Genomic DNA, 21,950 nt, shown 5'->3' on the forward strand with positions numbered 1-21,950 from the left:
CGAACCCGACCCGTACCAAGGAGCCTTTGTGAGCGAGCAGTTGACGCACCCCGTAGGATGCCCGCGGCTCGTGCTGGACCCGACCGGGCGCAACCGTGACGCCGAGAGTGCCGAACTGTTCGTGCGGGGCCCGGCCACGCCCGTGGACATCCTCGGGGTGCACGCCTGGGCGGTGGCCGACCCGGAGCTGCTGGAACAGCTGACCAAGGACCCGCGGGTCTCCAAGGACGGCCCGCAGCACTGGCCGGGATTCGAGGAGGCCCTGCGCACCTGGCCGCTGACGCTGTGGGTCAACGCCCGCAACATGTTCACCGCGCACGGCGCCGAGCACCGCCGGCTGCGGCGGCTGGTCGGCTCCGCGTTCTCCACCCGCCAGGTCGCCGCCCTCGGCGAGCGGATCGAGGAGCTGACCGCCGCCCTGCTCGACGGGATCGCGGCCACCCCGGCCGGTACGGCGGTCGACCTGCGCGAGCACCTGGCCTACCCGCTGCCGATCCGGGTGATCGGCCAACTTCTCGGCCTGCCCGAGGAGTTGAGGGACCAGTTCCGCTTCTACGTGGACCGGGTGTTCTCCACCGTCCTCACCCCGGAGGAGGCCGCGGCCAACGCGGCGGCGTTCTACGCGATGCTGGACGAACTGATCGCGACCAAGCGCGAGCAGCCGGGCGAGGACATGACCTCGCTGCTGATAGCCGCCCGCGACACCGAGGGCGACGGCAGCGCCCTCACCGAGGAGGAGCTGCGGGACACCCTGCTGCTGATCGTCTCGGCCGGCTACGAGACCACCGTCAACCTGATCGACAACGCCGTCGCGCTGCTGCTCACCCACCCCGAGCAACTCGACCTCGTCCGGGCGGGCAAGGCGAGCTGGGACGACGTCGTCGAGGAGGCGCTGCGCCGCGACGCGCCGGTGGCGCACCTGCCGCTGCGCTACGCGGTGGAGGACATCGAGCTGCCGGGCGGGCTGACGATCCGCCGGGGCGAGGCGATCCTGGCGTCCTACGCCGCCGCCGGGCGGCACCCGGTGCGCTACGGCGAGGACGGCGGCGTCTTCGACGTCACCCGGCCGGTCAAGGACCACCTCGCCTTCGGGCACGGCCCGCACTTCTGCCTCGGCGCGCCGCTGGCCCGCCTGGAGGCGCGTACGGCGCTGCGCGCGCTCTTCGAACGCTTCCCGCGCCTGGCCCTGCTGCCGGGCGTGGAGCTGGAGCCGGTCGACTCGCTGATCTCCAACGGGCACAGCGCGCTGCCGGTGCTGCTCGACCCGGCGGCGGCCGAGTAGCGGGCCGCGGCCCCGCACCGGGTGCGGGGCCGCGGTGCCCGCTCGGGTGGCCCGTCCGCCGGGGGCGGTCCGCCGACCGCCCCCGGCGGACCGGGGACCCGACCCGCCGCGAACCGGCTACGGCATCGCGGTCTTCCAGATGCCGCGCCCGTGCGTCGCGACGTACATCGAGCCGCCGTCCGGGCTGGGCGTCAGGTAGACGGCCGCCGCCGTGGGCAGGTTGCCGCCGGCGGTGGCGTCGGTGAGGCCGAGGCGCTTCCAGTGGCCGAGGCCGTCCGCCTTCACGTCGTCGGTGAACACCCCCAGGTCCGTGGCGAGGACCAGGGTGCCGTCCGGGGCGAACAGCAGCCGGTTCGCGGAGGCGTCGACCAGCTGGTCCGCCGCGCCGTCCGCGCCGCTCACGTCCTGCCAGCTCGCGCCGCCGTCCGTGGTGCGCCACAGGTGGCCGTAGCCGGCGCCCGGGCCGACGTTCCAGTGCCGGGAGAAGCCGGACAGCGCCGCGTACGCGGTGGCGCCGGTCGGGTCGGCCGGGTCGATCGCGACGTCCTGGACGTAGCGGACCGGGAAGTCCGCCGGCAGCGCCACCTGGTGCCAGCTCCCGCCGTAGTTGGTCATGATGCCGCGCGCGAAGTCCGCGCCCGGGTTGCAGTTGCCGCACCAGGCGGCCCACACCACGTGGTTGCCGTTGGCGTCCCGCTGCGACTTGACGGCCGTCACCGAGTGCCCGGCGCCCGAGTCGGCGAGCTTCTGCCAGTCGGAACCCGACGTGCTCTGCCAGGTCCTGGTGTCGGCGTAGACGTACTCGCCGCCGGCGACCCAGTAGCCCGGGTCCTTGGCGTCCGCGCCGAACGGGGCGATGAAGCGCGCGTTCGGGTCGTTCGGGCTGATCGAGGTGATCGCGGACGGCGTACCGTCGGCGTTCGCCGTGTACCCGCAGTTGGTGGTCACGGACATCGCGAGGTTGGTGTACTCGCCGACCGTCTGGCAGCCGTTGGCCGGGTTGACCAGTTGGTCGCCGCCGTCGCCGCCGAACGGCTGGCCCATCTCACCGGCGGCGTTCAGCTGCTCGGTCACCGGGGCGGTGGTGCCCGGGTAGGTGTAGGAGTACGTGGCGCCCTGCGGCACCGAGACCGACACCCCGTTGTCCTGCAGGCCGCCCCAGACCGCCTCGCCGCCGCCGGGCAGCGCCCCCGCGCCGACCGAGTAGTACTGCAGGGTGCGCAGCGTGCCGCTCGCGTTGAGGTTGCGCCAGCCGGGCGCGGTCTGCGTCGTCGGCCGGGCGTACACGCCGCCGTCGTTGCCCGCGTACACCTCGGGAGCGCGGCCGGGCCAGCTGGAGAAGGCCAGGGCGTGCTGGTCGGAGTGCATCACGTTGCCGTCGCAGGTGTTCTGCGCGGCGTCGTAGCTGAAGCAGTTCAGCCCGAGGTTCCAGTACCGGCCGACGGTGTTCCAGGTGCTGCCGCCGTTGTGGGTCTCGTACAGCTCCTCCAGGCCCAGGTACAGGTGGTTCGGGTCGGTCGGGTCGACGGCCAGCGACTGGTCGTACCAGGACTGCACGCCGGGCTGGTAGCCGGGGCCCATGACCGTCAGCTTCATCGCCGAGCCGCTGTTGGCGAGGACGCTGGAGGTGGCGATCTGGGTGAACGGGCCGTTGATGTCGCCGCTGTTGCTGACGTACACGCCGCCGAGGACGGTCTGCGGGGCCTTGGCACCGGGGTTCTTGTTGTACAGCGTCGGCGACTCGACGACCGCGTACAGCTTGCTGCCGTCCGCGGAGTACGCGAAGGTCGTGTTGCCGATGTCGCCCGGGTTGATGCCGCCCTGCGGGTTGGCGGTGTGCCAGGTGGTGCCGGCGTCGTCGGAGTAGTAGAAGCCGTTGTAGGTGGCGCCGCCGCGCCAGGCGAGGTTGGCGACCAGCCGCTTGCCGCCCGAGCCCGGCTGCACCACCAGGTCGTTGGCGATGTCGGCGTAGTACGAGCCGGTGCCGCAGGTGATCCCGCCGATGCCGGTGCCCGCGCAGGGCGCGAGCACCTTCTGCCACGGGTCGCCCTGGGCGGCGCCGAGCGCCCGCCGGTAGACGCCGTGCGAGGTGGCGGCGAAGGCGTAGCCGGCCTCGGTGTCGAAGCGCAGCGCGTGGATCGAGCTGTTGTCGAGCTCGCCGCCGCCCAGCGCGTCGGACTGGCTGAAGGCGGCCTGGCTCGGGTTCGCGAGGCGGTAGACGCCGGTGCCGAGGTAGTTGTCGAAGGCCGTGGTGGCCTCGCCGGTGCCCAGCCAGAGCGCGCCGTCGGCGGCGACGGCGAGCGAGCCGACCGACAGCGAGGGCAGGTGGTCGGCGATCGGCGTCCAGGTCGCGCCGTCGTCGGTGGAGCGGAACACGCCGCCGCCGGCGCCGCCCGCGTAGACCACGCCGGGGTGCGTGGGGTCGGTGGCGAGGGCCGCGATCCGGCCGGTGTTGTAGCCGCCGCCGGTGCCGCCGTTGGAGACGTTGTGGTCGCGGTAGTGCAGCGCGTCGCCGTTGTACGGCTGGGTGGTGGCCTCGGTGAAGGCCGCCTGCCGGACGGGCATGCCGAGCACGTGCTGCCAGGCGGCCCGGTAGGCGCCGGCGGTGATCGTGCCGCCGGGGGAGACCCGGGGGTCGTTGAAGGACCGCATCGAGTCCATCAGCTCGCCGGAGTCCTCCCCGGCCTGGCGGTGGTTCGGGCTGGCGGCGGTGGTGCCGGACGTGGTGGCGACGGTGTCGCCCCAGGCCGCGGTGGTGCCCGCCGAGGCGATCAGCGCGGCGGAAAGCAGTGCGGCGCGGGTTCTGCCGCGACGCGCCCTGTGGGGGGAGCCCATGGGTTCTCCGGTCCGTCGGGGGGACCGCCCCCGCGGGGCGCGGAGGCGGGAACTGGAGGTGGAGCGGGCGGCACCCTACCGTGCTGTGATCGTTCCGGACAGGCCTCCAACTCGGGTTGCCCGTACGGGAATTACCGTTCATTCACCCTCCATACGGTGAATGGCCGGGCGGCCGTGGAGGGGGCGGACGCTTCGTGCGCGGAGGCCGGGCGGCGGCAGCCGGAGGCGGCTGCGGCCACACAGTGTGGGGGTGGTGTGCGGATCGGCCGGTCGGGCCGCCCCGGGACCGGGGCGGATTGCCCGTGAGGGGCGGAAGCGCCGTGAACGAAGCGTCGTTCACGTGACGGCAAGTCAGCGATTATTCGCCCGTGTCATGATCTTCGGAGGGCGCCCCCGGACACGAGGCGCCCCGGACCGAAGTGAACCCGGAACCGGGGCCCGCCCGTGGAACCGGGTGGGCAACTCTCGGATCCACTCCGGTCTTCGGTTTCATTCAGGGAGAACCATGCAGGACACCGTGCTCGCCGACCGTTACCGGCTGGTGGATTGGCTGGGCGGCGGGTCGATGGGGGACGTGTGGCTCGCCGAGGACGAGATCCTCGGCCGCCGGGTGGCCGTCAAGGTGGTCAAGCCGGCGCTGCTGGACGAGTCCGGCTTCGCCGAGCGCTTCCACGCCGAGGCCCGCGTCATGGCGCAGCTGCGCCACCCCGGCATCGTCGGGGTGTACGACTACGGGCACAGCGCCGCGGACGGGCGGTCCTCGGTCGGCTACCTGGTGATGGAGCTGATCGACGGGGAACCGCTCAGCGCCGTGCTGGAACGGCGCGGCACCCTGCCGGTGGCCGAGGCGCTGCGGATGGCGCTGCAGGTGCTGGAGGCGCTGGAGACCGCGCACCGGTCCGGGGTGGTCCACCGGGACATCAAGCCCGCCAACCTGATGGTCCGCGGCGACCAGGCGGGTGCGGGCCGCACGGTGATCGCGGACTTCGGCATCGCCCGCCCCGGCTGCGACGCCCGGCTGACCGTCCCGGGCATGGTGCTCGGCACGGCCGCCTACCAGGCGCCGGAACAGGCCTCCAGCGGGACGGTCACCGCCTCGGCGGACCTCTACGCGCTCGGCGTCGTCCTCTACGAGTGCCTGGCCGGCGGGCTGCCGTTCGACGGGGAGACGGCGCTGGAGGTGATCCTCAAGCACCTGACCGAGCCCGTGCCGCCGCTGCCCGAGGGCGTGCCCGCGCCGGTGGGGGCGCTGATCCGGCGGGCGATGGCCAAGGAGCCCGGCGAGCGCTGGCCGGACGCGGCGACGATGGCCGCGGCGGTGCGGGCGGCGCTCGCGCCCGGTGCGGAGGGCCTCGGCGTGGAGGGCCTCGGTGCGGAACTCGCCGGTGCGGAGGGCCTCGGCGTCTCGCTGGCCTCGACGGCCCCGGACCGGCCCCGGACGCCCGCCCGGCACGCCCGGCGGGCCGGGGCCCGGGTGCGGGCGCTGGTCGGGGTGACGGCGCTGACGCTGCTCTGTGTGGGCGGCGCCGCCGGGGCGACGGTGATCCGGCCGGACCGGGACGGCGTGACGGACGCCGCCGCCGTCGCCCGGCCTTCGGCCGACCTGGCGGCGCCGCCCATCACCGCGTCGGTGGCGGCCGACCGCCCGCTCGCCGGGCAGCCGTCCGCCCCGGCGACGCCGCCGGTGCCGACGGCCGGCCCGGGAACGGGGGAGAGCCCCGCGCCCTCGCCCGAGCCCGCTCCGACCACGGCCGTACCCGAGCGTCCCGGCGCGTCGCCGCAGGCCCCCGCGGTGCCCCTGCCGCCCCCGGCCGGTTGGTCCGCCACGGCGCCCGCCCCCGCGCCGACCTCGGCCCCCACCGCCCAGCCCACCCACCGCGACCAGCCCTCGCCCACGGCCACCGCGACGGCGACGCAGCCCGCTCCGCCGACCCAGCAGCCGAAGCCGGAGCTGCCCGCCCAGGCGCAGATCACCAGCAACGGCGCCGCGCTGGACAACTACTACTCGAAGAACGAGGACGGCAACGGGATCAACACCTACATCGCCAACGGCTCGTCGGCGCAGACCTGGCGGCTGGAGAAGGTCTCCGAGGCGAACTACTACCTGCGCAACGGCTCCACCGGTTTCGAGAAGGTGCTGGACCTGGACGTGAAGACCGGGAAGGTGCAGGTCTGGTCGAGCCCGCCGCCCAGCGCGAACCAGATCTGGTCGATCGTGCCGGCCGTGGGCGGCTACCAGATCGTCAACTACGTCACCAAGGAGTGCCTGACCTCCTCCGGGGTCGGCTTCTGGGCGAGCGTGTCGACCTGTGCGTCGAACCGGCCGGGCCAGGTGTGGACCTTCTCCTGACCGTTCTCCTGACCGTTCTCTGACCGGCCGGCCGAGCGGCCCTCCTCGTGGCCGCTCTGCCGGCCGGTCAGGCCCGAACGGCCGTCACGCCGGGAGCCAGGACGGCCACTGCCGGCGGGTCGGGGCGGCGGGCCGGCCGGGGGCGAGCAGCGCGTGCAGCCGGTCGGCCTCGGGGGAGCCGATGCCGGCCAGGATGTCATAGGCCTCCGACCGGCAGGTCCGGGCCGCGTCCTGGTCGGCTTCCGGTCCTGTGGCCCGGTCGGCGAGCGCGTCGCCGAGTGCCGCCAGGGCCAGCCCGCGGCCGCGGCGGTCGCCGTCGAGCGTCAGCACCTCGACCGCCCGCCCGGCCGCCTCCACCGCCTCGTCGGCGCGGCCGACCGCGCGCAGCGACTCGGTGAGGCGCAGCAGCGTGCGGCCCGTCCGGCGCCGGTCGTCCGGCCGCTGCAGGGCGAGGGCGGCGCGGTGGTGGCGCAGGGCCTGCTCGAACTCGCCGCGGTCGTGGGCGATGGTGCCCAGGGAGTCGAGGGCGAGCGCCTGGAGCTCGCGGTCGGCGAGCTGGTGGCAGATCAGCAGGGACTGGTCGACCACGCGGACCGCCGCGTCGAACCGGCCGAGTTCGGTGAACGCCCCGGCCAGGTTGAGCAGTTCGGCGGCCACCGAGCGGCGGTCGCCGAGCCGCTCCCAGACCGCGATCGCTGCGGTGAGGCCGTCCACCGCGTCGCCCGGCCGGCCGACCTGGACGAACAGGGTGGCGAGTGAGACGTGGGCCAGCGCGAGCAGCGGCCCGGGCAGGTCGTGGACGGAGCACAGGTCACGGGCCCGGAGCAGTTCGCCGAGGGCCGCCGGCTCGGAGCCGACCTCGGTCAGCAGCCGCCCGAGCACCAGACGGGCTCGGACCTCGGCCGTCCGGTCGCCCTGCCGCACGGCGGCCTGGAGCAGCACCTTGGCGGCGTGCCCCAGCGGCCGGGTGGCCTGGCCGGTCTCGCACAACAGGCCGCAGGCGAGCAGGAGTTCGGCCACCAGGTCGAGCCGGCCGGGCTCGGGGAGCGCGGCGTACTGGCCGACCAGGGCGGCGATGCCGGGGAACTCGGCGCGGCCCCGGGCCACCGCGCGGGCGTCCGGGGCGCCCGGGGCGTGCGGCACCACGGTGGCGGACAGGGCCGCGCGGGTGGCGGCCGGGCCGAGGGCCGTCACGGTCTCGGCGTGCAGGTGGACGGCCAGCCGGGTGAGCACGGCGGCCGGTCGGTCGGCGCCCGTCGCCTCCCGGGCGCCCGTCGCCTCCCCGGTGTCCGTCGCCTCCTCGGCGCCCGGCGTGAGCCGCTGGGCGAAGGCGCGCAGCAGGTCGTGGTAGCGGTAGCGGTCCGGCGGCACGGTCTCCAGCATCGAGCAGTCGACCAGCGACTCGGCCAGTTCCTCGGCCTCGTCCTCGGGCAGGCCGAGCACCGCCGCGACCCCGCCCGGCGACAGGTCGGGGACCTCCGGCATCGCCAACAGCCGAAAGGCGCGGGCCTGTTCGGGCGCCAGCTGGTCGTAGCCGAAGCGGAACGCCGACTCGACGGCGAGGTCCCCGGTGCGCAGCACGTCCAGCCGGCGGCGGTTCTCGGACAGCTTGTCGAGCAGCCGGGCCAGGGTCCAGCCCGGCCGGCAGGCGAGGCGGGCGGCGAGGATGCGCACGGCGAGCGGGAGGTGGCCGCAGAGCCGGACGAGTTCCCCGGCGGCGTCGGCCTCGGCGGTCAGCCGCTGTTCGCCGACCACCCGGCCGAGCAGGTCCAGGGCCTCCTCGGGGGCGAACGCGGGCAGTTCGACGACGTGGGCGTTCGGCAGCGAGCCGAGCCTGGCCCGGCTGGTGACCAGCACCGCGCAGCCGGGCCGGCCGGGCAGCAGCGGCCGGATCTGCTCGGCGTCGCGGGCGTTGTCGAGGACGACCAGCACGCGCCGGCCGGAGAGCAGCGAGCGGAACTGGGCGGAGCGTTCGGCGAGCCCGGGGCCGAGCCCGTCCTCCGGTACGCCGAGGGAGCGGAGGAAGGCGCCGAGCGCCTCCTCGGGCCGGGTCGGCCGGCCGTCGACCCCGTGCAGGTCGGCGTAGAGCTGGCCGTCCGGGAAGTCCGCGGCCAGCCCGTGGGCGACGTGCACGGCCAGCGCCGTCTTGCCGACGCCGCCCAGGCCGGACACCGTCGCCACCGGCACCGCGCCGGGCGCGAGCAGGGCGGCCCGCAGTTCGGCGGTCTGCGCCTCGCGGCCGGTGAAGTCGGCGAGGTCCGCCGGGACTTGGGTCGGCCGCACCGGCGCCCGGTACGGCGGACGGTTCGCGGCCGTGCCCGGCCGGGCCGGCGCGGAGGCCAGCAGGGCGGCGTCGGCGGCCAGGATCCGGCGCTGCAGCTCGCGCAGCCCGAGCCCGGCGGCCACGCCGAGCTCGGCGCGCAGCCGCCCGTCCGTGGTGCGGTACACGCCCAGGGCCTCGGCCTGCCGGCCGGTCCGGTACAGGGCCAGCATCAGCAGCTCGGCGAACCGCTCCCGCAGCGGGTACTCGGCGGCGACGGCGGTCAGTTCGGCGACGGCCTCGCCGGACGGGCCGGCCTCGACCTCGGCCGCCAGGCAGGCCTCCAGGACGGTCACCCGGCGCTCGGCCCACTCGCCGCGCTGCCGCTCGGCGTACGGGCCGGGCAGCCCGGACATCGGCTCGCCCTGCCAGAGGGCGAGCGCCGAGCGGAGTACGGTGGCGGCCCGGGCGTGCTCCCCGGTGCCGCGCAACTCCCTGGCCTCGCCGACGAGTTCCTCGCCGCGGTGGGTGTCCAGTGCGCCGGGGTCGACGGTCAGCAGGTAGCCGCCGCCGAGTGAGGTGAGCGCGTCCGGGCCGAGGACGCGGCGCAGGCGGTGGACGTAGGTGCGAATGACCGCGGTCGCCTTGGCGGGCGGTTCCTCGCCCCACAGGTCGTCGACGAGCTGACCGGCCGACACCGGGTGGTTGGCCCGCAGCAGCAGCGACAGCAGCAGGCTCCGTTGCTGCGGCGAGCCGAGCACCAGCTCCCCGCCGTCCCGCCACCCGCGCACCGGTCCCAGCACCGCGAACCGCAACTCACCCACCGGCCGTCCCCCCTCCGTCCGTAAACCAACCGCCGGGGCATGATACCCACCGCATCGCCGCTGGTCGGGTCGTCGCGCACGGCCCGGCGGGATCCGGCCGCGCGGGGTGCGGGCGCAGCGCCCTGACCTGCGACGGCGGGCCCGCCGGCCGGGCTCGGGGTCTGGTTCCCCGAGTGGGCGCGGGAGGACCGGGAACCGATGGCGCGGGCCACCGAGATGCTGCGCGGCATGGAGGAGTTCCAGGGCTGGACGGCCGGGCACGTCGAGCCCGACGAGGAGGGCGTGCCCTTCTCCGAGAAGAAGTGCAAGACCTCGTTCATGCGCCGCTTCGCCCCGGAGGGCGTGGCGACCGGCCTGCTGTGGACCCCGCGGAATGCGTCGGGAGAAGTTGACATGTCGGAAACCTCCGACACACCATGGGGGCATGGCAGATGTCGACGTCTTCAGCGCGCTGGCCAATCCCGTGCGGCGCAAGCTGTTGGAAAGCCTCCAGGGCGGGCCGCGGGCGGCGGGGGAGCTGGCCGGCGACTTCGAGCTCAGCAGGCCCGCGGTCTCGGAGCACCTGGCGGTGCTCAAGAGCGCCCGGCTGGTGCGGGAGGAGCCGCGTGGGCGGCATCGGTACTACCACCTGGAGCCCGGCCCGCTCGCCGAGGTCGAGGAATGGCTCCACCCGTTCGAGCGGTACTGGCGGGCGCGGATGAGTTCGCTGCGCGCGCTCCTGGAGGAGGAGAGTTCATGACCGAGAAGGCCGCGATCCACTGCGACGAGTTCCTGCCGTACCCGCCCGCGCGGGTCTGGGAGGCGCTGACCGATCCGGAGCTGCACGCGCGGTGGTGGGCCGCCGGGGACGTGAAGGCCGTGGTCGGCCACCGCTTCACGCTCGACATGGGGCCGTGGGGGCGGCAGCCCTGTGAGGTGATCGAGGTGGAGCCCGAGCGGCTGCTGGCGTACAGCTTCGCCGCCGGCACCCTCGACACCACCGTGACCTGGCGGCTGGTGCCCGAGGGCCGCGGCACGCGGCTGCTGCTGGAGCACGTCGGCTTCGACCTGGACACCCCGATGGGCCGGCAGGCGCACCAGGGGATGGGGCAGGGCTGGCCGGGCGTGCTGCGCCGGATCGCCCCGGCCCTCGCGGAGTGACCGGGCACCGGCGAGTGGCCGCGCCGGGCGTCGGCGGCGCGGTCACTGCCCGGTGACGAGTCGGTCCGCTCGGACCGGTCGGGCCCGGACGGGTGGGGTCAGACCCGTTCCATCGGCCGGTGCGGCTCGGCCGGCAGTTCCACGCGGATCGGGTCGCCCGGGCGGACCACGCCGCCCCGGCGCACCACGCTCATGATCCCCGCCTTGCGGACGACCGCGCCGGTCTCGTCGTCCCGGTGGACGAGCTGCTTGAGCAGGCCCCGCTGGAAGGCGTCGATCTGCGGGCACGGGTTGCGCAGGCCGGTCACCTCGACGACGGCCTCCTCGCCGAGGTGCAGCAGGGTGCCGGTGGGGAGGGTGAGCAGGTCGATGCCGCTGGTGAGGACGTTCTCGCCGAGGTCGCCGGGGCGGACGGTGAAGCCGTCGGCGTCGAGTTCGGCGAACAGCTCCTGGTGGATCAGGTGCACCTGGCGCAGGTTGGGCACGGTCGGGTCCTTGGCGACCCGGGAGCGGTGCTTGACGGTGACCCCCGCGTGGACGTCCCCTTCGACGCCGAGGCCGGCGAGCAGGGTGATGCTGTCGCGGGTCGGCTTGGTGAAGGAGTACTCCGCGTTGCGGCTGACCGAGGTGACCGTTCCGTGCATGGGGATCCTCCACAGTAGTTCCGATGATCGGATGATCGCCTTTGATCGCCTCGGAGCCTACGGGAGCCCGGTGAACCGTCGCCCGGCAGGCGGTGGCACGCCGTGGCGCGATCCGTGGGGTGCCCGTCGTTGACGCCGTTCGCGCAGGTCGGGCAGCCTGCTGCCATGCGTCGGGTGGTGTTCGTGGTGTTCGAGGGGTTCCAGGCGGTCGACCTGGTCGGCCCGCACGCGGTGTTCCACTACGCCCAGAAGGAAGTCGGCGGCTACGACTGCCGGGTGGTGGCGCCGCGGGCCGGCCAGGTCCGGTCCTCCAGCGGCCTGCCGATGGTGGCCGAGTACGGCATCGGCGACCTCGCCCCCGAGGGGCTGGACACCCTGGTCGTGGTCGGCGGCGCGGGCGTGACCGACGCGCGCCGCGACCCCGCACTGCTCGCCCGGCGGTCCGACGAATTCCCCCATGAACTCAGGAGGTTGACATGGAGACCCAGCTCGTGACGGTGGTCACCGGCGGAAGCCGCGGGATCGGCGCGGCCGTCTGCGCCCGGCTCGCGGAGGAGGGGCACGACATCGTCCTCGGCTACCGCTCCGACAGCGCGGCGGCCGAGTCGGTCGCCGAACTGGTCCGCAAGGCCGGCCGGCGGTGCGTCACGGTCCGTGCGGACACCGCCGAGGAAGCGGACGTCGACGGCCTCTTCGACCGGGCCGCCGAACTCGGGCCCGTCACCGGGCTGGTGAACAACGTCGGCACCAGCGGCCCGAACGGCCCGCTGGCCGACGCCGACGCCGCGGGCCTGCGCCGGGCCCTCGACGTCAACGTCCTCGGCTACCTGCTGTGCGCCCGGCGGGCCGTGCGGGAGATGAGCGGCAGCGGCGGCGGCGCGATCGTCAACATCTCCTCGGCCGCCGCCACGCTCGGCAGCCCGGGCCAGTACGTCCACTACGCCGCCGCCAAGGCCGCCGTGGACGCGCTGACGGTCGGGCTGTCCAAGGAGGTCGCCGCCCAGGGCATCCGCGTCAACTGCGTCGCACCCGGCACCATCTGGACGGACTTCCACCAGGACCCGGAGCGCCCCCGCAAGGTCGCCCCCGCCATTCCGATGGGCCGCGCCGGGCAGCCGGAGGAGATCGCCGCGGCCGTCGCCTGGCTGCTCTGCGCCGACGCGTCGTACGCGACGGGCGCGATCCTGCGGGTGGCCGGGGGGCTGTAGGCCACCGGGTGGTGGCAGGATCGCCGCCATGGACGCGGATGGGTGGGCGGGTGAGGTGGCGCGGCTCGTCCGCGCCCGGGTGCCGGACGTGGTGGTCGAACGGCCGGACGGCACCGGCTTCCTGATGCGGCTGCCGGGCAGCGCCGAGGCCGTCGAGCTGGAGAGCGGGCCGTCCGGCCGGCCGCCGTTCACCGTCTCGGACGAGTACAGCTGGGTCGAGGCGCACGATCCGGCCGCGGCGGCCGAGGCCGTGCTGGGTCTGCTGCGGGCGTAGCCCGCAGCGGCCCGGCGGGCTGCGGCGGCTACGCGGTGGCCGGGCGGGTGAAGGCGTGGGCGCGCTCGACCCTGGCGATGTGCAGCGCGTACGAGGCGTACCAGCGCTCGCGTCCGTCCGCCCGGGCCAGGGTGTGTTCGGCGTCCTCCCGCCAGGCGGTGATCGACTCCTCGTCCCGCCAGTAGGACACCGTGATCCCCAGGCCGTCCGCGCCGCGGGCGGAGTCGACCCCGAGGAACCCCGGCCGCTCGGTGGCCAGTTCCATCATCCGCTCGTTGCGCTCCGCGTAGCCGTCGTCGCCCTCCGTCCGTACGGCGGTGAACACCACGGCGTAGTAGGGCGGGGCGGGCAGCGAAGCGGGCGCGGGGTCGGTCACGAAGGTCCTCCGGAGGGCGGGGCGGACAAGTACCTCCCCGAACGATCTCGCGCGCTCCGCCGTCCTGACAACCCCGCCCGCCCGGTGGCGGACCTGCGACGGTCAGCGGCGGTCAGCGGCGGGTCACCCTCAGCACCCCGGTCTCGGTGCCCTGGTACAGCGTCCCGTCCGCCCCGGTGGTGCCGGTCATCTGCAGCGGGTTGTACAGCAGTCCGAGGCCGATCCACGAGCTGGAGAGCTGCCGGCCGGTCGCGGGATCGACGGTGGCGTAGGAGTAGGACGCGAAGGTCTGCGCGCCCACGGAGCCGGTCGGGCCGCTGACGGTGACGGTGTAGATCCTCCCGTCCGCGAGCGAGAGCCGCGGCAGCGCGGCCGACTTGACGTCGCTGTTCCAGACGAGGTGGCAGCCGTTGCCGTCGGCGTCCAGGTCGACGCGGCTGAGGCCGCCGTCGAAGCCGGCCGAGGCCGGGACGCTGGCGGGGGCGCCGGCCGGCAGGGCCGGGTACGGGTAGCCGTAGGTGTTGGTGACGAAGACGCTGCGGCCGGAGGCGATGACGGCGTCCTCCGTCCCGCTCGCGGGGTACTGGGTGAGCACCGGCGTGCGGCAGACGGGGGTCGGGCCGCCCGCGACCCGGTAGACCAGCAGGTTCTCGTGCGGCGCGGCGTTGTCGGTGATGGTGACGTACTCCGTGCCGGTGCCGGGGCCGAAGAAGCTCGGGGTCGCGCCGGTTCCCCAGCTCAACTGGCCCGGCTTGCGGCCGGGCCCGCGGTCGTACGGGGCACGCCATTCGACGGTCGGGGTGCCGTCCGGCGCCTCGGCGAGCAGGTAGAGCGCGTGGTCGGTGGCGACGGCGGTGTGGCCGGGGACGGTGGAGATGCTGTTCTGCACGCCCTCCCCGGTGGCGATGGTCCGCACCGAGCCGGTGGCGGTGTCGACCGTGCCGACGACGCCGCCGGTGGTGGCGAACCACACCCGGCCGTCCCAGCCGGGGCTGAGGCCGACGACGGTGTCCCCGGCGGGGATCGACCCGGCGAGCGGGGTCGACCGGTCGACCGTCAGCGTCCAGCCCCCGGCGGTGGGGTGGTGGCCGATCCGCAGGAGGTCGTCGTCGCCGTCGACGACGACCAGGGCGTCGGTGTCGTCGAGGTAGGCGTAGACCCCGCCGAACAGGCTGCCCTTGGGCAGCTCCAGCGAGGCGAGGTCGGCGCCGGTGCCGGGGTCGAGCAGGTGGACGGTCGGGGTCCGCCCGAAGATCGCGGTGCACAGGGCCACCGGGCGGCGGTCGCCGCCGATCACCACGGTCGGGCAGGCCGAGGCGAGTGCCGTGCGGCTCCAGTCGACCGGGCCGCTGCCCGGCCCGGCATAGGGCGTGGTGTCGCTGGAGGCGCTGTCCCCGTGCATCGTCGCGGTGCCGTTCGCGGCGGTGGCCGGGTTCTGCGGCGGCGGCGGGCCGAAGTCGCCGTTCGCGGCGCGGGCGTTGGCGGCGGGCAGGCAGAGCGCCGCCGCGGTGGCGAGGGTCAGGGCGGCACGGAGGGCACGTGTGGTGTGCGGACGCATGGAAGGTCCCGTTCCTGGGGTCACGGCGGGTGGGAGCCCGGCGGCCGGTCGCCGCCATCCGCACGGGTGCGTGAACGGGGCCGCTCGGTTTGGATCCGGAGCGGCCGGCCCCGCGCGACGGACGAGGTGTCGGCGGGGTGCGGGCCGCGTCAGCTGACGCGGGGACAGCCCGTCGTGGTGGCACGGCCATGGTCGACATGGCGGCGGCTCACGAGCGGGGTCATGCCGGCGACTCTAGCCGAGCCCGCGGCCGGGTACGAGGGCCCGACCACACTCCGGACGGCCCCGACCCGTCAGGGCCGCCCCTCCCGCCCCCCGGCTGCTCCCCAGAAGGAGGGGAGCCACCAGCACAGGACCGTCCGGTCCTCGGGCCAGGGGCGGCGGTCGGGGCTCTCCCAGTCCTCGAACACGTCCGTGGCGGGGTCGATCGGACGCCAGTCGCGATCGAGGGGCTCGTCCGCCGCCGGCGCCCGGACGAACCGGGCCCTGCGCTGCTCGGAGGCGCCGAACTCCCGGACGTTGCGCTGCGCTTCGGCGAGGCAGGTGCGGTTGGCGCCGCCCCCGGTGAACGGCCAGCGGAGCTGGACGGGGTCGTCCTCCCAGAAGCAGACCGGGCAGATCCCGTGCGAGCCGGGCCACCCGGTCCCGGCGGAGTGGACGAGGTGGCCGCAGCAGGGGCACGGGCGGCGGGTGTCGGTCATTCGGTCGGCCACCGTCCGGTGCCTCCGGGGCGGCTCACGCGCGGTGCGCCGCCGCCAGGGCCAGGAAGCGGTGGCCCACCTCGGTGACCTCCTCGGGGGTCCAGTCGAGGGCCGAGGCGCCCAGCCGGACCTCGGCCATCGCCAGGCCCGGGGCGGCGTCGGTCCAGGGGCCGACGAACCAGGTGCCCTCCTGCTCGGCGAGCGCCAGGACGGCCGCGTTCAGGGCCTCGGCCGGGTGCGGGAGCCAGAGCTGGAAGTCGTGGGTCGGCGGCGCGGCCGGGTTGATCCGGGCGCCCGGGAGGGCGGCCAGGGCGGGCGCCAGGGTGGCGGCGTGCTCGGTGAACCGCGGGATGCGGGGGAGGACGGTGTCCAGGCCGTGCAGCGCGGCCAGGGCGGCGGGCCACTGCTGGAACAGCGTGCCGCCCATCCGGTGACGCCAGGCGCGGGCGTAGGCGGCCAGCTCCGAGGTGCCCGCCAGAGCAGCGCCGCTGATGCCGCCGAGGTCCTTGTAGAAGGAGACGTAGACGCTGTCGGCCAGCGCCGCGATCTCGGCCAGGGAGCGGCCGAAGTGGGTGGTGGTGTTCCACAGCCGGGCACCGTCGAAGTGCACCCGGGCGCCGAGGGCCCGGGCCGCCCCGGCCAGCTCGACCAGTTCCTCCCAGCTCGGCAGCAGGAACCCGGCGTCGCGCAGCGGGAGTTCGACCATCAGAGTGCCCAGCGGCTCGCCCAGCGCGGCGAGTTCGGCGGGGGTGGGCTGGCGGTGCGCGGTGGTGGGCCAGAGCGCGCGCAGTCCGGTCAGCTGCTGGTACGCCTGCCGCTCGTGCTGCTCCAGGTGGCACAGCGGGTGCATGGCGACGGTGCTCCGGCCGGTCAGGTCGGCGCCGTAGCGCAGCGCGACCTGCTGGGCCATGGTGCCGGTGGGGAAGAAGACGGCGTCCTCGGTGCCGAGCAACTCGGCGGTGCGCCGCTCCAGTTCGCGGACCGGGCCGTCGGCGCCGTAGAAGTCCGGCAGCTCGTCCAGCCCGTCCAGGGCGGTGAGGGCGTCGAGCCGGTCGCGCATGGTGGGGAGGGGGCCGTCCGAGAGGAAGCGCTTGCTGGCGCGGCGGGCCGCGCGGCGGCGCTCGGCGGGGGTGAGGTCGTCAAGGGTCATCCGGCGATTGTCCGTGGTTCCGTGGGGCCGGGCCAGGGGATTTCCCGGGCCGCGGGCTGTCGAGCCGCTGCTGCCGGTTGCGGCGGGGCAGCAGCGGCTCGGGCCGGTGGCCGGGGTCAGCTGCGGAGGAGGACCCAGGCTCCCAGGCCAGCGCAGCCCGCGCTGTTGTAGGCGCCCAGGTGGTAGCCGGCGGGGATGGGGTTGCCGGGGCAGACCAGCAGTCCGGGTTTGGCGGCCTGCTGGAACCAGGAGCCGATGCCGCCGCAGCCGTTGCGGATGTGGCTGGTCATGACGTACCCGGTCACGATCGGCGAGCCCGCGCAGGCCCAGATCCCGTCCTGGACGACCTGCATGAACCAGGCGTCACCGAGGCAGGCGGAGCTGCTGCCGTTGTGGGCGGTGAGCACGTAGCCGGGCGGGGTCGGCGAACCGGCGCAGGTCCACATCCCGTTCTGCGCGAGCTGCGTGAGCGAGGCGCCGTAGCCGTTGCAGCCGTGCGCGTCGTAGTTGGTGATGACGTAGCCGGGCGGGACGGGAGCCCCCCGGCAGATCCAGCCGCCCGCCGCGAGGTGAGCGGCGGAGGCGGAGGAGGAGGCGGAGCCGTGCGCGGGCGCGGCGGCGGCCGTGCCGGCGGTGGTGCCGGTGAGGGCGGCCACCATCAGGGCGACCGCCCCGACGAGGGCGGCGAGCCGGCCCCGGAGGGCCGCCCACGACGAACGGTCCAGCAGTCGGTGATGCTTCTCGATCACTTCACACCAGTCCCATCGGCAGGTCCGTGCGGCACCGCACGACGGCCGTGCGGCGCCGGGTTGTGGAGCTGGAGTGACCCTAACGGGAGTTGGTGCGGCCGGATGTTCACTTCCTGGGCACATCGACAACTTGTCCGGAACTGGCGGTGGTTGTGGCGGATGCGACCGCCCGCCCGGCGACCGTACGTCGGGGGATCACCGGGGCAGCAGCGCCGGTGCCCGGTGGGTCAGGACGGCCTGCGCCTCGCGCCGTGCCCACGGGGTCAGCCGGGCCAGCAGCTCGTGGTCGACGGCGCCGCGGTGCACCCAGATCCCCGCGATCGACTCGGCGCACAGGGCGACGAAGACCTCGTCGGGCTGGGTCGGGTCACAGGCGATCCCGGCCAGGGCCGCCACCACCGCGTCCGAGGGGAAGTCCTCCAAGTCCGAGGCCGCGTCGTACCGTTCGTGCATCTGGACGTCGTCGGGCGTGCCGCGCAGGATCTCGATCAGCAGGGCCTCCTGCTCACCGGGCGCGTACTCGCGCCGCACCTTCCGGCACACGCGCTCCACCCGGGGCTTCCGCCGCCGCAACGAAAAGATCTTCAACGCCTGCTCCCCCCCGCTCCTGCCGATGCCGCCGACCCTACCGCCGGCAAGACCACCCCGGGTGCGGCGGGGGTTCCGGCTGCTGGACCGGTCGGGGCGGGTACCGGGCCAGCGCCGGCGTCTGCCCGCGGAACGCCACGGCGGGTGTGCCGTCGCTCGTCATGACGCGGATGCCGGTGCCGTCCCGGTGAGCGACGACCACGGTCCAGAGCCGCCCCGGAAGGTGTCACAGGGCTGCTACCCGGGCCCGACACGCTTCCCTGGTGCTCCGGATGAGTGCCGCCCGGGGACGGTGCCCGGGATACCGTCCCCGGCATGACCTCCGATCTCGCGGACCCCACCGATCCCGACGTCGCCCTCGTGCTCGCCGCGTATGCCGCGTACGCCCGGGGTGACATCGATGGTGCCGTCGCCGATGTCCACTCCGACGTGGAGTGGTTCGAGCCCGAGGAGTTCCCCAACGGGGGTGCGCGCCGGGGCCGCGCCGCCGTGCACGAGTACCTGAGCGCCTCGTACGCCATGTGGTCCGAGATGCACTCCGAGCCGGTGGCGCACCGACGCGGCGAGGACGTCGTGATCGTCCACCATGTGCACGGGCTCCTCACCGACGGCAGCCCGCTGGACATCACCGTCGCGGACGTGTTCACCGTCCGCGACGGCCAGGTGGTGCGCATGCGGGCCTACGCCGACCCGGCGGAGGTGCTGTAGCGCACCCCCTCCGGGGTGATCCCGGCCGCCGAGGCGAACACACCGGCGCGGGAAGTCGGGCCGGCCGACTTCCTGTGCTGGTGCGGGGAGTGGGACGTGACCGGTCAGTCTCCCTGGGACCAGGCGGCGATCGGCAGTGAGAGGAAGATGCCGAAGTCGTCGAGCCCGGTCGCGGCACGGATGTCCGTGTGGAGCGCGTCCACGCGCTCCTGACGGTCGGCCGCCCTGCTGGCGAACCATTTCGACCTGATCTCGATCACCACCGCCAGGCCGCTGCGGTCCAGCGGGCCCAGCGGCCGGAAGCGGAGTTCGACGTCCCCGGGCTGCAGGTCGCCGTCGTACGGCTCCTCGGGGCACTCCACGGCCAGGGACACCAGATGGGGCAGCACCGAACCCAGTTCACGCAGACGGGGCTCGGGCACGGTGGGCGCATAGGTCACGTCGACGAGCGGCATGCCCACACCCTACGGCCGTGCCTGCCCTTCGCGGCGGCCCGTCAGTCTCCTGGCGGGCCGCTTGGCCCCTCGGCGGTGAGGCCCTGCCGGCCCTGGTGGGCGACTCAGGTCTCGACGGCCACGGCGACGACGAACGCGTCGGGGTCGTCGGTGTCCGAGAAGACGGCCTTGGGCAGCAGCGACTTGTCCTCGATCAGACTGCGGCCGACCAGCCCGTCGTCGGCGGCGGAGTGCACGGTGAAGGCGTTGTCCGGGCCCTCGTACAGGGGCTTGAGCAGGAAGACCTCGTTGGGCGGGTACGTCGGCGGGAAGGTGTCGAAGACGGCCAGCGGGCGGATCTCGATCTGCTGCCGCCCGCCGGGCTTGGGGACGACCCAGCCCGCGGCGCCGTTCTCGGTGGAGATGACGACGGCGTTGCGGCCGGTTCGTTCGTCGGGCTCGATCTTCCAGATCACGGTCAACTGCTGATCGTGTTCGCCGAGCAGGGCGACGAGCTTGTCGTCGACCACACTGAGCGGCGCCCCGCCGATGTACAGCTCGTACAGCCCGTTCAACTGGTCCATGGTGTCGCTTTCTGTCGTCGGATCGCGGCGGCACGGGTGCGTGTGCTGCTGTTCGTGCCGGTGCGTGACTGATCGGTGGCTTCAGGCTAGGGCGGGGCGGGTGGGGCCGCCCGCTCGCTGCGGGCCGGGAACGCGGTGACCGCCGGTCGGGCGGGCCGTACGCGGTGGGGCGCGGTGCGGACCACCCGAACGGGGTGTCGTCCGGATGGAGGCCAGCTGTCTAGGTGGGGGTGTGGAGGAGGTGGAGGGTGTTCAGGGTGTGGAGGTGGGCCTGGGCGGCGGCGAGGGTGTAGAAGCGGCGGATCCGGCGGGAGGAGCCGGGGGCGCGGAGGTAGTCGTGGCGGTGGCGGTCCCAGATGCCCCAGCACTCCAGGAGGAGGAAGTGGGGGCTGCGGGTGTCGATGGTGCGGGTCTCGTAGCGCGGGCGGGGCACGGGGACGGGGACGGTCACGGGGTGGGGTCCTCGTTCTTGCGGATCCAGGCCTGGGCGTGGTCGTAGGAGTAGAAGCGCAGCGGCTCGGAGCGCGGGGGAAGGGCCTTGACGAGGTCGCCGGTGCGGTGGTCGCGGACGACCCAGACGGGGAAGTCGACGCCGGCCGGCGGGTCGGCGGGGATGATCCCGTAGCGGCTGCGGCTGGTGGTCATCGGGTGGCCACCTGGACGAAGCCGCCGGCCTTCTCGACGTGGCGGGAGAACTCGTCGAACTCCCCGGCGATGGGGGAGATGGCGGACTTGGCGGGGACGAGGATCGCGCAGGCGGCCTTGCTGCGGACGCGCTGCAGGGCGGCCTGGAGCATCGGGCGGCGCTCGGGCGCGGTGGTGTCGACGGAGTCGTCGACGACGATGAGCGAGATGCCCCAGTGGAAGGCGAGCGCGTAGGACTCGCAGGCGCGCAACTCGCGCTCGGGGAAGGTGGAGCCGCTCCTGGCGAGGTAGACGACCACCTGGAGGCGTTCGGTGGTGACCTCAACTCGGGGGGCGTGCAAGGACTCAGGGGGCGTGGGGATACGCACGATTCGCTCCTCTCCGTAGTAATGCGACTACCGGCGGTGCACACTCTCGACTAAGCTTGGAAGCCGTTCAACTTGTCTACGGCTCAAGTGGAATTGGAAGTGAAGCCGTGAACCGCAAGGAACTTGACCCGACGTCATCTCCCCGCGAGTCCTTCGGAGCGCTCCTCCGCAGCTCGCGCGAGGCGCGGGGGTGGACCCAGCAGAAGCTGGCCGAGGTCATGGGGTACTCGGACAGCTACATCTCCGCCGTGGAAACCGGGCGCAAATCCACCAGCCGGGATTTCGTCCGGGCGGCCGACAAGGCGCTCGGGACGGGGCAGACGCTGGAGATCATGTGGGTCGGGATGCGGAAGAAGGGCTTCCTGGAGGGCTTCCCCGAGCACGCCGCGCAGGAGGCCCGGGCGTCCGAGATCAGGATCTACGAACCGACCCTCATTCCTGGGCTCCTCCAAACCAAGGACTACGCTGCCGCGATCGAAGCGGCGGCGGTCGATCGCGGAAGCAGTACGCCGGACCAGGCCGAGGAGCGAGTGAGGTTCCTGCTCGCGCGGCAGCGGCTGCTCAAGCGCGCCGAACCGCCGGTGATCCACGCGGTGATAGACGAGGGTGTGCTTCGTCGGCCGGTGGGCGGCGTCGCGACGATGTGTGCGCAGCTCGATCACCTGGCTGAGATGGCGTCGAAGCCCTACGTCGTCTTCCAGGTGTCACCGTTCAGCTTGGCTGAGCACATCCCCTTCCGTTCTGTCGCCACCTTGTTGACGTTTGCCGATCGCTCGGTCGTCGGCTACACGGAATCTGCGGATCAGGGTTATGTCGTGCGGGAAGACAAGACTGTCAGGGGATGGGAAAGGGCCTACGATCGGTTGCGGGTGGAAGCGCTGACCAGAGCTGCATCCCTCGACCTGATTCGCAAGGCCCGAAAGGAACTTTGACCATGACCCACCCCGATCTGTCCCGCGCTTCCTGGTTCAAGTCGTCGTACTCCGGCAACGGCGGCACCTGCGTCGAGATCTCGGCCGACTTCCCTGGTGTGGCCCCCGTCCGTGACTCGAAGGACCCGGAAGGGCCTGCTCTCGTCTTCTCGGCCGCAGCGTGGCGATCGTTCGTCGCCGCCACTGCTGCCGGAGAGTTCGGCGACATCTGACCTCAGTCCCGATCGGCGGGGGGGGCGCGCCCCCCCCGGGGGGGGGGGCCGGCCGGCGCGGAGCACACAGGAAGCCAACCAAAAAAAACCCCCCCACCAAAAAAAAACCCCCCCAAAAGCCCCCCCCC

The 21,950-nt window shown here is 74.1% G+C and carries 24 protein-coding genes; 10 read left to right on the forward strand and 14 right to left on the reverse strand.

The window, feature by feature from the left end:
- Positions 1 to 28: 28 nt before the first annotated feature.
- Positions 29 to 1,282, forward strand: coding sequence for a cytochrome P450 family protein (locus ACPC54_RS31295; RefSeq protein ID WP_498969645.1), 1,254 nt, complete (start codon positions 29 to 31; stop codon positions 1,280 to 1,282).
- A gap of 117 nt (positions 1,283 to 1,399) precedes the next feature.
- On the opposite strand, the gene ACPC54_RS31300 is transcribed toward ACPC54_RS31295, so the two are convergent.
- Complete coding sequence (locus ACPC54_RS31300; RefSeq protein WP_498969646.1) at positions 1,400 to 4,117, reverse strand: WD40/YVTN/BNR-like repeat-containing protein; 2,718 nt, start codon at positions 4,115 to 4,117, stop codon at positions 1,400 to 1,402.
- A 505-nt stretch (positions 4,118 to 4,622) separates the two neighbouring features.
- Between ACPC54_RS31300 and ACPC54_RS31305 the strand changes: the two genes are divergently transcribed.
- On the forward strand, positions 4,623 to 6,467 hold the full coding sequence (locus ACPC54_RS31305; protein WP_498969648.1) for a serine/threonine protein kinase: 1,845 nt from the start codon (positions 4,623 to 4,625) through the stop codon (positions 6,465 to 6,467).
- An 84-nt stretch (positions 6,468 to 6,551) separates the two neighbouring features.
- Here the strand turns inward: ACPC54_RS31305 and ACPC54_RS31310 are convergent, their stop codons facing one another.
- Entirely contained in the window at positions 6,552 to 9,551 is a 3,000-nt protein-coding gene (locus ACPC54_RS31310; RefSeq protein ID WP_498969650.1) for an AfsR/SARP family transcriptional regulator, read from the reverse strand.
- A gap of 424 nt (positions 9,552 to 9,975) precedes the next feature.
- Here ACPC54_RS31310 and ACPC54_RS31315 point away from each other — a divergent pair, with 424 nt between their 5' ends.
- Together ACPC54_RS31315 and ACPC54_RS31320 are read left to right on the forward strand one after the other, a co-directional pair.
- Positions 9,976 to 10,290 carry an ArsR/SmtB family transcription factor gene (locus ACPC54_RS31315; protein WP_498969652.1) on the forward strand — a complete coding sequence of 105 codons (315 nt, stop codon included), beginning with the start codon at positions 9,976 to 9,978 and terminating at the stop codon, positions 10,288 to 10,290.
- A complete protein-coding gene (locus tag ACPC54_RS31320; protein WP_498969654.1) occupies positions 10,287 to 10,691 on the forward strand; it encodes an SRPBCC family protein in 405 nt (134 codons plus the stop codon). Before ACPC54_RS31315 ends, ACPC54_RS31320 begins: the two co-directional genes overlap by 4 nt.
- Before the next feature lie 98 nt (positions 10,692 to 10,789).
- Here ACPC54_RS31320 and ACPC54_RS31325 read toward each other — a convergent pair whose 3' ends face one another.
- Complete coding sequence (locus ACPC54_RS31325) at positions 10,790 to 11,335, reverse strand: MOSC domain-containing protein (RefSeq protein ID WP_498969656.1); 546 nt, start codon at positions 11,333 to 11,335, stop codon at positions 10,790 to 10,792.
- 165 nt (positions 11,336 to 11,500) lie between these two features.
- Here ACPC54_RS31325 and ACPC54_RS31330 point away from each other — a divergent pair, with 165 nt between their 5' ends.
- Genes ACPC54_RS31330 through ACPC54_RS31340 form a run of 3 tightly spaced genes read left to right on the forward strand, consistent with a single transcriptional unit; the run spans position 11,501 to position 12,817 of the window.
- Positions 11,501 to 11,830, forward strand: a complete 330-nt coding sequence (locus tag ACPC54_RS31330; protein ID WP_498969657.1) for a DJ-1/PfpI family protein — start codon at positions 11,501 to 11,503, stop codon at positions 11,828 to 11,830.
- A complete protein-coding gene (locus tag ACPC54_RS31335) occupies positions 11,812 to 12,543 on the forward strand; it encodes an SDR family NAD(P)-dependent oxidoreductase (RefSeq protein ID WP_498969659.1) in 732 nt (243 codons plus the stop codon). Before ACPC54_RS31330 ends, ACPC54_RS31335 begins: the two co-directional genes overlap by 19 nt.
- A gap of 28 nt (positions 12,544 to 12,571) precedes the next feature.
- A complete protein-coding gene (locus ACPC54_RS31340) occupies positions 12,572 to 12,817 on the forward strand; it encodes a hypothetical protein (protein WP_498969662.1) in 246 nt (81 codons plus the stop codon).
- 28 nt (positions 12,818 to 12,845) lie between these two features.
- Here the strand turns inward: ACPC54_RS31340 and ACPC54_RS31345 are convergent, their stop codons facing one another.
- The 6 genes from ACPC54_RS31345 to ACPC54_RS31370 form a co-directional block, all read right to left on the reverse strand.
- Positions 12,846 to 13,193, reverse strand: a complete 348-nt coding sequence (locus ACPC54_RS31345) for an antibiotic biosynthesis monooxygenase family protein (RefSeq protein ID WP_498969663.1) — start codon at positions 13,191 to 13,193, stop codon at positions 12,846 to 12,848.
- Positions 13,194 to 13,305: 112 nt separating this feature from the next.
- Positions 13,306 to 14,751 carry a hypothetical protein gene (locus ACPC54_RS31350; protein WP_498969664.1) on the reverse strand — a complete coding sequence of 482 codons (1,446 nt, stop codon included), beginning with the start codon at positions 14,749 to 14,751 and terminating at the stop codon, positions 13,306 to 13,308.
- 293 nt (positions 14,752 to 15,044) lie between these two features.
- Positions 15,045 to 15,452 (reverse strand): CPCC family cysteine-rich protein, encoded by a 408-nt coding sequence (locus tag ACPC54_RS31355; RefSeq protein ID WP_498969666.1) that lies wholly within the window; start codon positions 15,450 to 15,452, stop codon positions 15,045 to 15,047.
- Between the two features lie 34 nt (positions 15,453 to 15,486).
- The gene (locus tag ACPC54_RS31360; protein WP_498969667.1) at positions 15,487 to 16,602 is read right to left on the reverse strand and encodes a threonine aldolase family protein; all 1,116 of its coding nucleotides are present in this window, start codon (positions 16,600 to 16,602) and stop codon (positions 15,487 to 15,489) included.
- 116 nt (positions 16,603 to 16,718) lie between these two features.
- The gene (locus ACPC54_RS31365) at positions 16,719 to 17,351 is read right to left on the reverse strand and encodes a hypothetical protein (RefSeq protein ID WP_498969668.1); all 633 of its coding nucleotides are present in this window, start codon (positions 17,349 to 17,351) and stop codon (positions 16,719 to 16,721) included.
- A 195-nt stretch (positions 17,352 to 17,546) separates the two neighbouring features.
- The gene (locus ACPC54_RS31370) at positions 17,547 to 17,894 is read right to left on the reverse strand and encodes a hypothetical protein (protein ID WP_498969670.1); all 348 of its coding nucleotides are present in this window, start codon (positions 17,892 to 17,894) and stop codon (positions 17,547 to 17,549) included.
- Between the two features lie 360 nt (positions 17,895 to 18,254).
- Here ACPC54_RS31370 and ACPC54_RS31375 point away from each other — a divergent pair, with 360 nt between their 5' ends.
- Complete coding sequence (locus ACPC54_RS31375) at positions 18,255 to 18,647, forward strand: nuclear transport factor 2 family protein (protein ID WP_498969672.1); 393 nt, start codon at positions 18,255 to 18,257, stop codon at positions 18,645 to 18,647.
- Between the two features lie 104 nt (positions 18,648 to 18,751).
- Here ACPC54_RS31375 and ACPC54_RS31380 read toward each other — a convergent pair whose 3' ends face one another.
- From ACPC54_RS31380 to ACPC54_RS31400, 5 genes are all read right to left on the reverse strand, one after another.
- Complete coding sequence (locus tag ACPC54_RS31380) at positions 18,752 to 19,102, reverse strand: hypothetical protein (RefSeq protein WP_498969673.1); 351 nt, start codon at positions 19,100 to 19,102, stop codon at positions 18,752 to 18,754.
- Positions 19,103 to 19,206: 104 nt separating this feature from the next.
- Entirely contained in the window at positions 19,207 to 19,665 is a 459-nt protein-coding gene (locus tag ACPC54_RS31385; RefSeq protein WP_498969675.1) for an I66 family serine proteinase inhibitor, read from the reverse strand.
- A 220-nt stretch (positions 19,666 to 19,885) separates the two neighbouring features.
- Entirely contained in the window at positions 19,886 to 20,116 is a 231-nt protein-coding gene (locus tag ACPC54_RS31390) for a hypothetical protein (protein ID WP_498969676.1), read from the reverse strand.
- The gene (locus ACPC54_RS31395) at positions 20,113 to 20,310 is read right to left on the reverse strand and encodes a hypothetical protein (RefSeq protein WP_498969677.1); all 198 of its coding nucleotides are present in this window, start codon (positions 20,308 to 20,310) and stop codon (positions 20,113 to 20,115) included. The genes ACPC54_RS31390 and ACPC54_RS31395 overlap by 4 nt, the downstream gene beginning before the upstream one ends.
- The gene (locus ACPC54_RS31400) at positions 20,307 to 20,678 is read right to left on the reverse strand and encodes a recombinase family protein (protein ID WP_498969678.1); all 372 of its coding nucleotides are present in this window, start codon (positions 20,676 to 20,678) and stop codon (positions 20,307 to 20,309) included. Before ACPC54_RS31400 ends, ACPC54_RS31395 begins: the two co-directional genes overlap by 4 nt.
- 107 nt (positions 20,679 to 20,785) lie before the next feature.
- On the opposite strand from ACPC54_RS31400, the gene ACPC54_RS31405 reads away from it, so the two are divergent.
- Both ACPC54_RS31405 and ACPC54_RS31410 read left to right on the forward strand, forming a co-directional pair.
- Positions 20,786 to 21,610, forward strand: coding sequence for a helix-turn-helix domain-containing protein (locus ACPC54_RS31405; RefSeq protein WP_498969679.1), 825 nt, complete (start codon positions 20,786 to 20,788; stop codon positions 21,608 to 21,610).
- A 2-nt stretch (positions 21,611 to 21,612) separates the two neighbouring features.
- On the forward strand, positions 21,613 to 21,822 hold the full coding sequence (locus tag ACPC54_RS31410) for a DUF397 domain-containing protein (RefSeq protein WP_498969680.1): 210 nt from the start codon (positions 21,613 to 21,615) through the stop codon (positions 21,820 to 21,822).
- Positions 21,823 to 21,950: the final 128 nt, after the last annotated feature.

The organism is Kitasatospora sp. NPDC094028, from assembly GCF_049543595.1.
GTDB lineage: Bacteria > Actinomycetota > Actinomycetes > Streptomycetales > Streptomycetaceae > Kitasatospora.

Bases quoted from the DNA above. Each gene is read 5' to 3' on its own strand.
- ACPC54_RS31410 (WP_498969680.1), top strand. From the start codon at position 21,613: ATGACCCACCCCGATCTGTCCCGCGCTTCCTGGTTCAAGTCGTCGTAC.
- ACPC54_RS31330 (WP_498969657.1), top strand. From the start codon at position 11,501: ATGCGTCGGGTGGTGTTCGTGGTGTTCGAGGGGTTCCAGGCGGTCGAC.
- ACPC54_RS31340 (WP_498969662.1), top strand. From the start codon at position 12,572: ATGGACGCGGATGGGTGGGCGGGTGAGGTGGCGCGGCTCGTCCGCGCC.
- ACPC54_RS31300 (WP_498969646.1), bottom strand. From the start codon at position 4,117: ATGGGCTCCCCCCACAGGGCGCGTCGCGGCAGAACCCGCGCCGCACTG.
- ACPC54_RS31375 (WP_498969672.1), top strand. From the start codon at position 18,255: ATGACCTCCGATCTCGCGGACCCCACCGATCCCGACGTCGCCCTCGTG.
- ACPC54_RS31335 (WP_498969659.1), top strand. From the start codon at position 11,812: ATGGAGACCCAGCTCGTGACGGTGGTCACCGGCGGAAGCCGCGGGATC.
- ACPC54_RS31395 (WP_498969677.1), bottom strand. From the start codon at position 20,310: ATGACCACCAGCCGCAGCCGCTACGGGATCATCCCCGCCGACCCGCCG.
- ACPC54_RS31325 (WP_498969656.1), bottom strand. From the start codon at position 11,335: ATGCACGGAACGGTCACCTCGGTCAGCCGCAACGCGGAGTACTCCTTC.
- ACPC54_RS31350 (WP_498969664.1), bottom strand. From the start codon at position 14,751: ATGCGTCCGCACACCACACGTGCCCTCCGTGCCGCCCTGACCCTCGCC.
- ACPC54_RS31380 (WP_498969673.1), bottom strand. From the start codon at position 19,102: ATGCCGCTCGTCGACGTGACCTATGCGCCCACCGTGCCCGAGCCCCGT.
- ACPC54_RS31320 (WP_498969654.1), top strand. From the start codon at position 10,287: ATGACCGAGAAGGCCGCGATCCACTGCGACGAGTTCCTGCCGTACCCG.
- ACPC54_RS31315 (WP_498969652.1), top strand. From the start codon at position 9,976: ATGGCAGATGTCGACGTCTTCAGCGCGCTGGCCAATCCCGTGCGGCGC.
- ACPC54_RS31355 (WP_498969666.1), bottom strand. From the start codon at position 15,452: ATGACCGACACCCGCCGCCCGTGCCCCTGCTGCGGCCACCTCGTCCAC.
- ACPC54_RS31360 (WP_498969667.1), bottom strand. From the start codon at position 16,602: ATGACCCTTGACGACCTCACCCCCGCCGAGCGCCGCCGCGCGGCCCGC.
- ACPC54_RS31385 (WP_498969675.1), bottom strand. From the start codon at position 19,665: ATGGACCAGTTGAACGGGCTGTACGAGCTGTACATCGGCGGGGCGCCG.
- ACPC54_RS31305 (WP_498969648.1), top strand. From the start codon at position 4,623: ATGCAGGACACCGTGCTCGCCGACCGTTACCGGCTGGTGGATTGGCTG.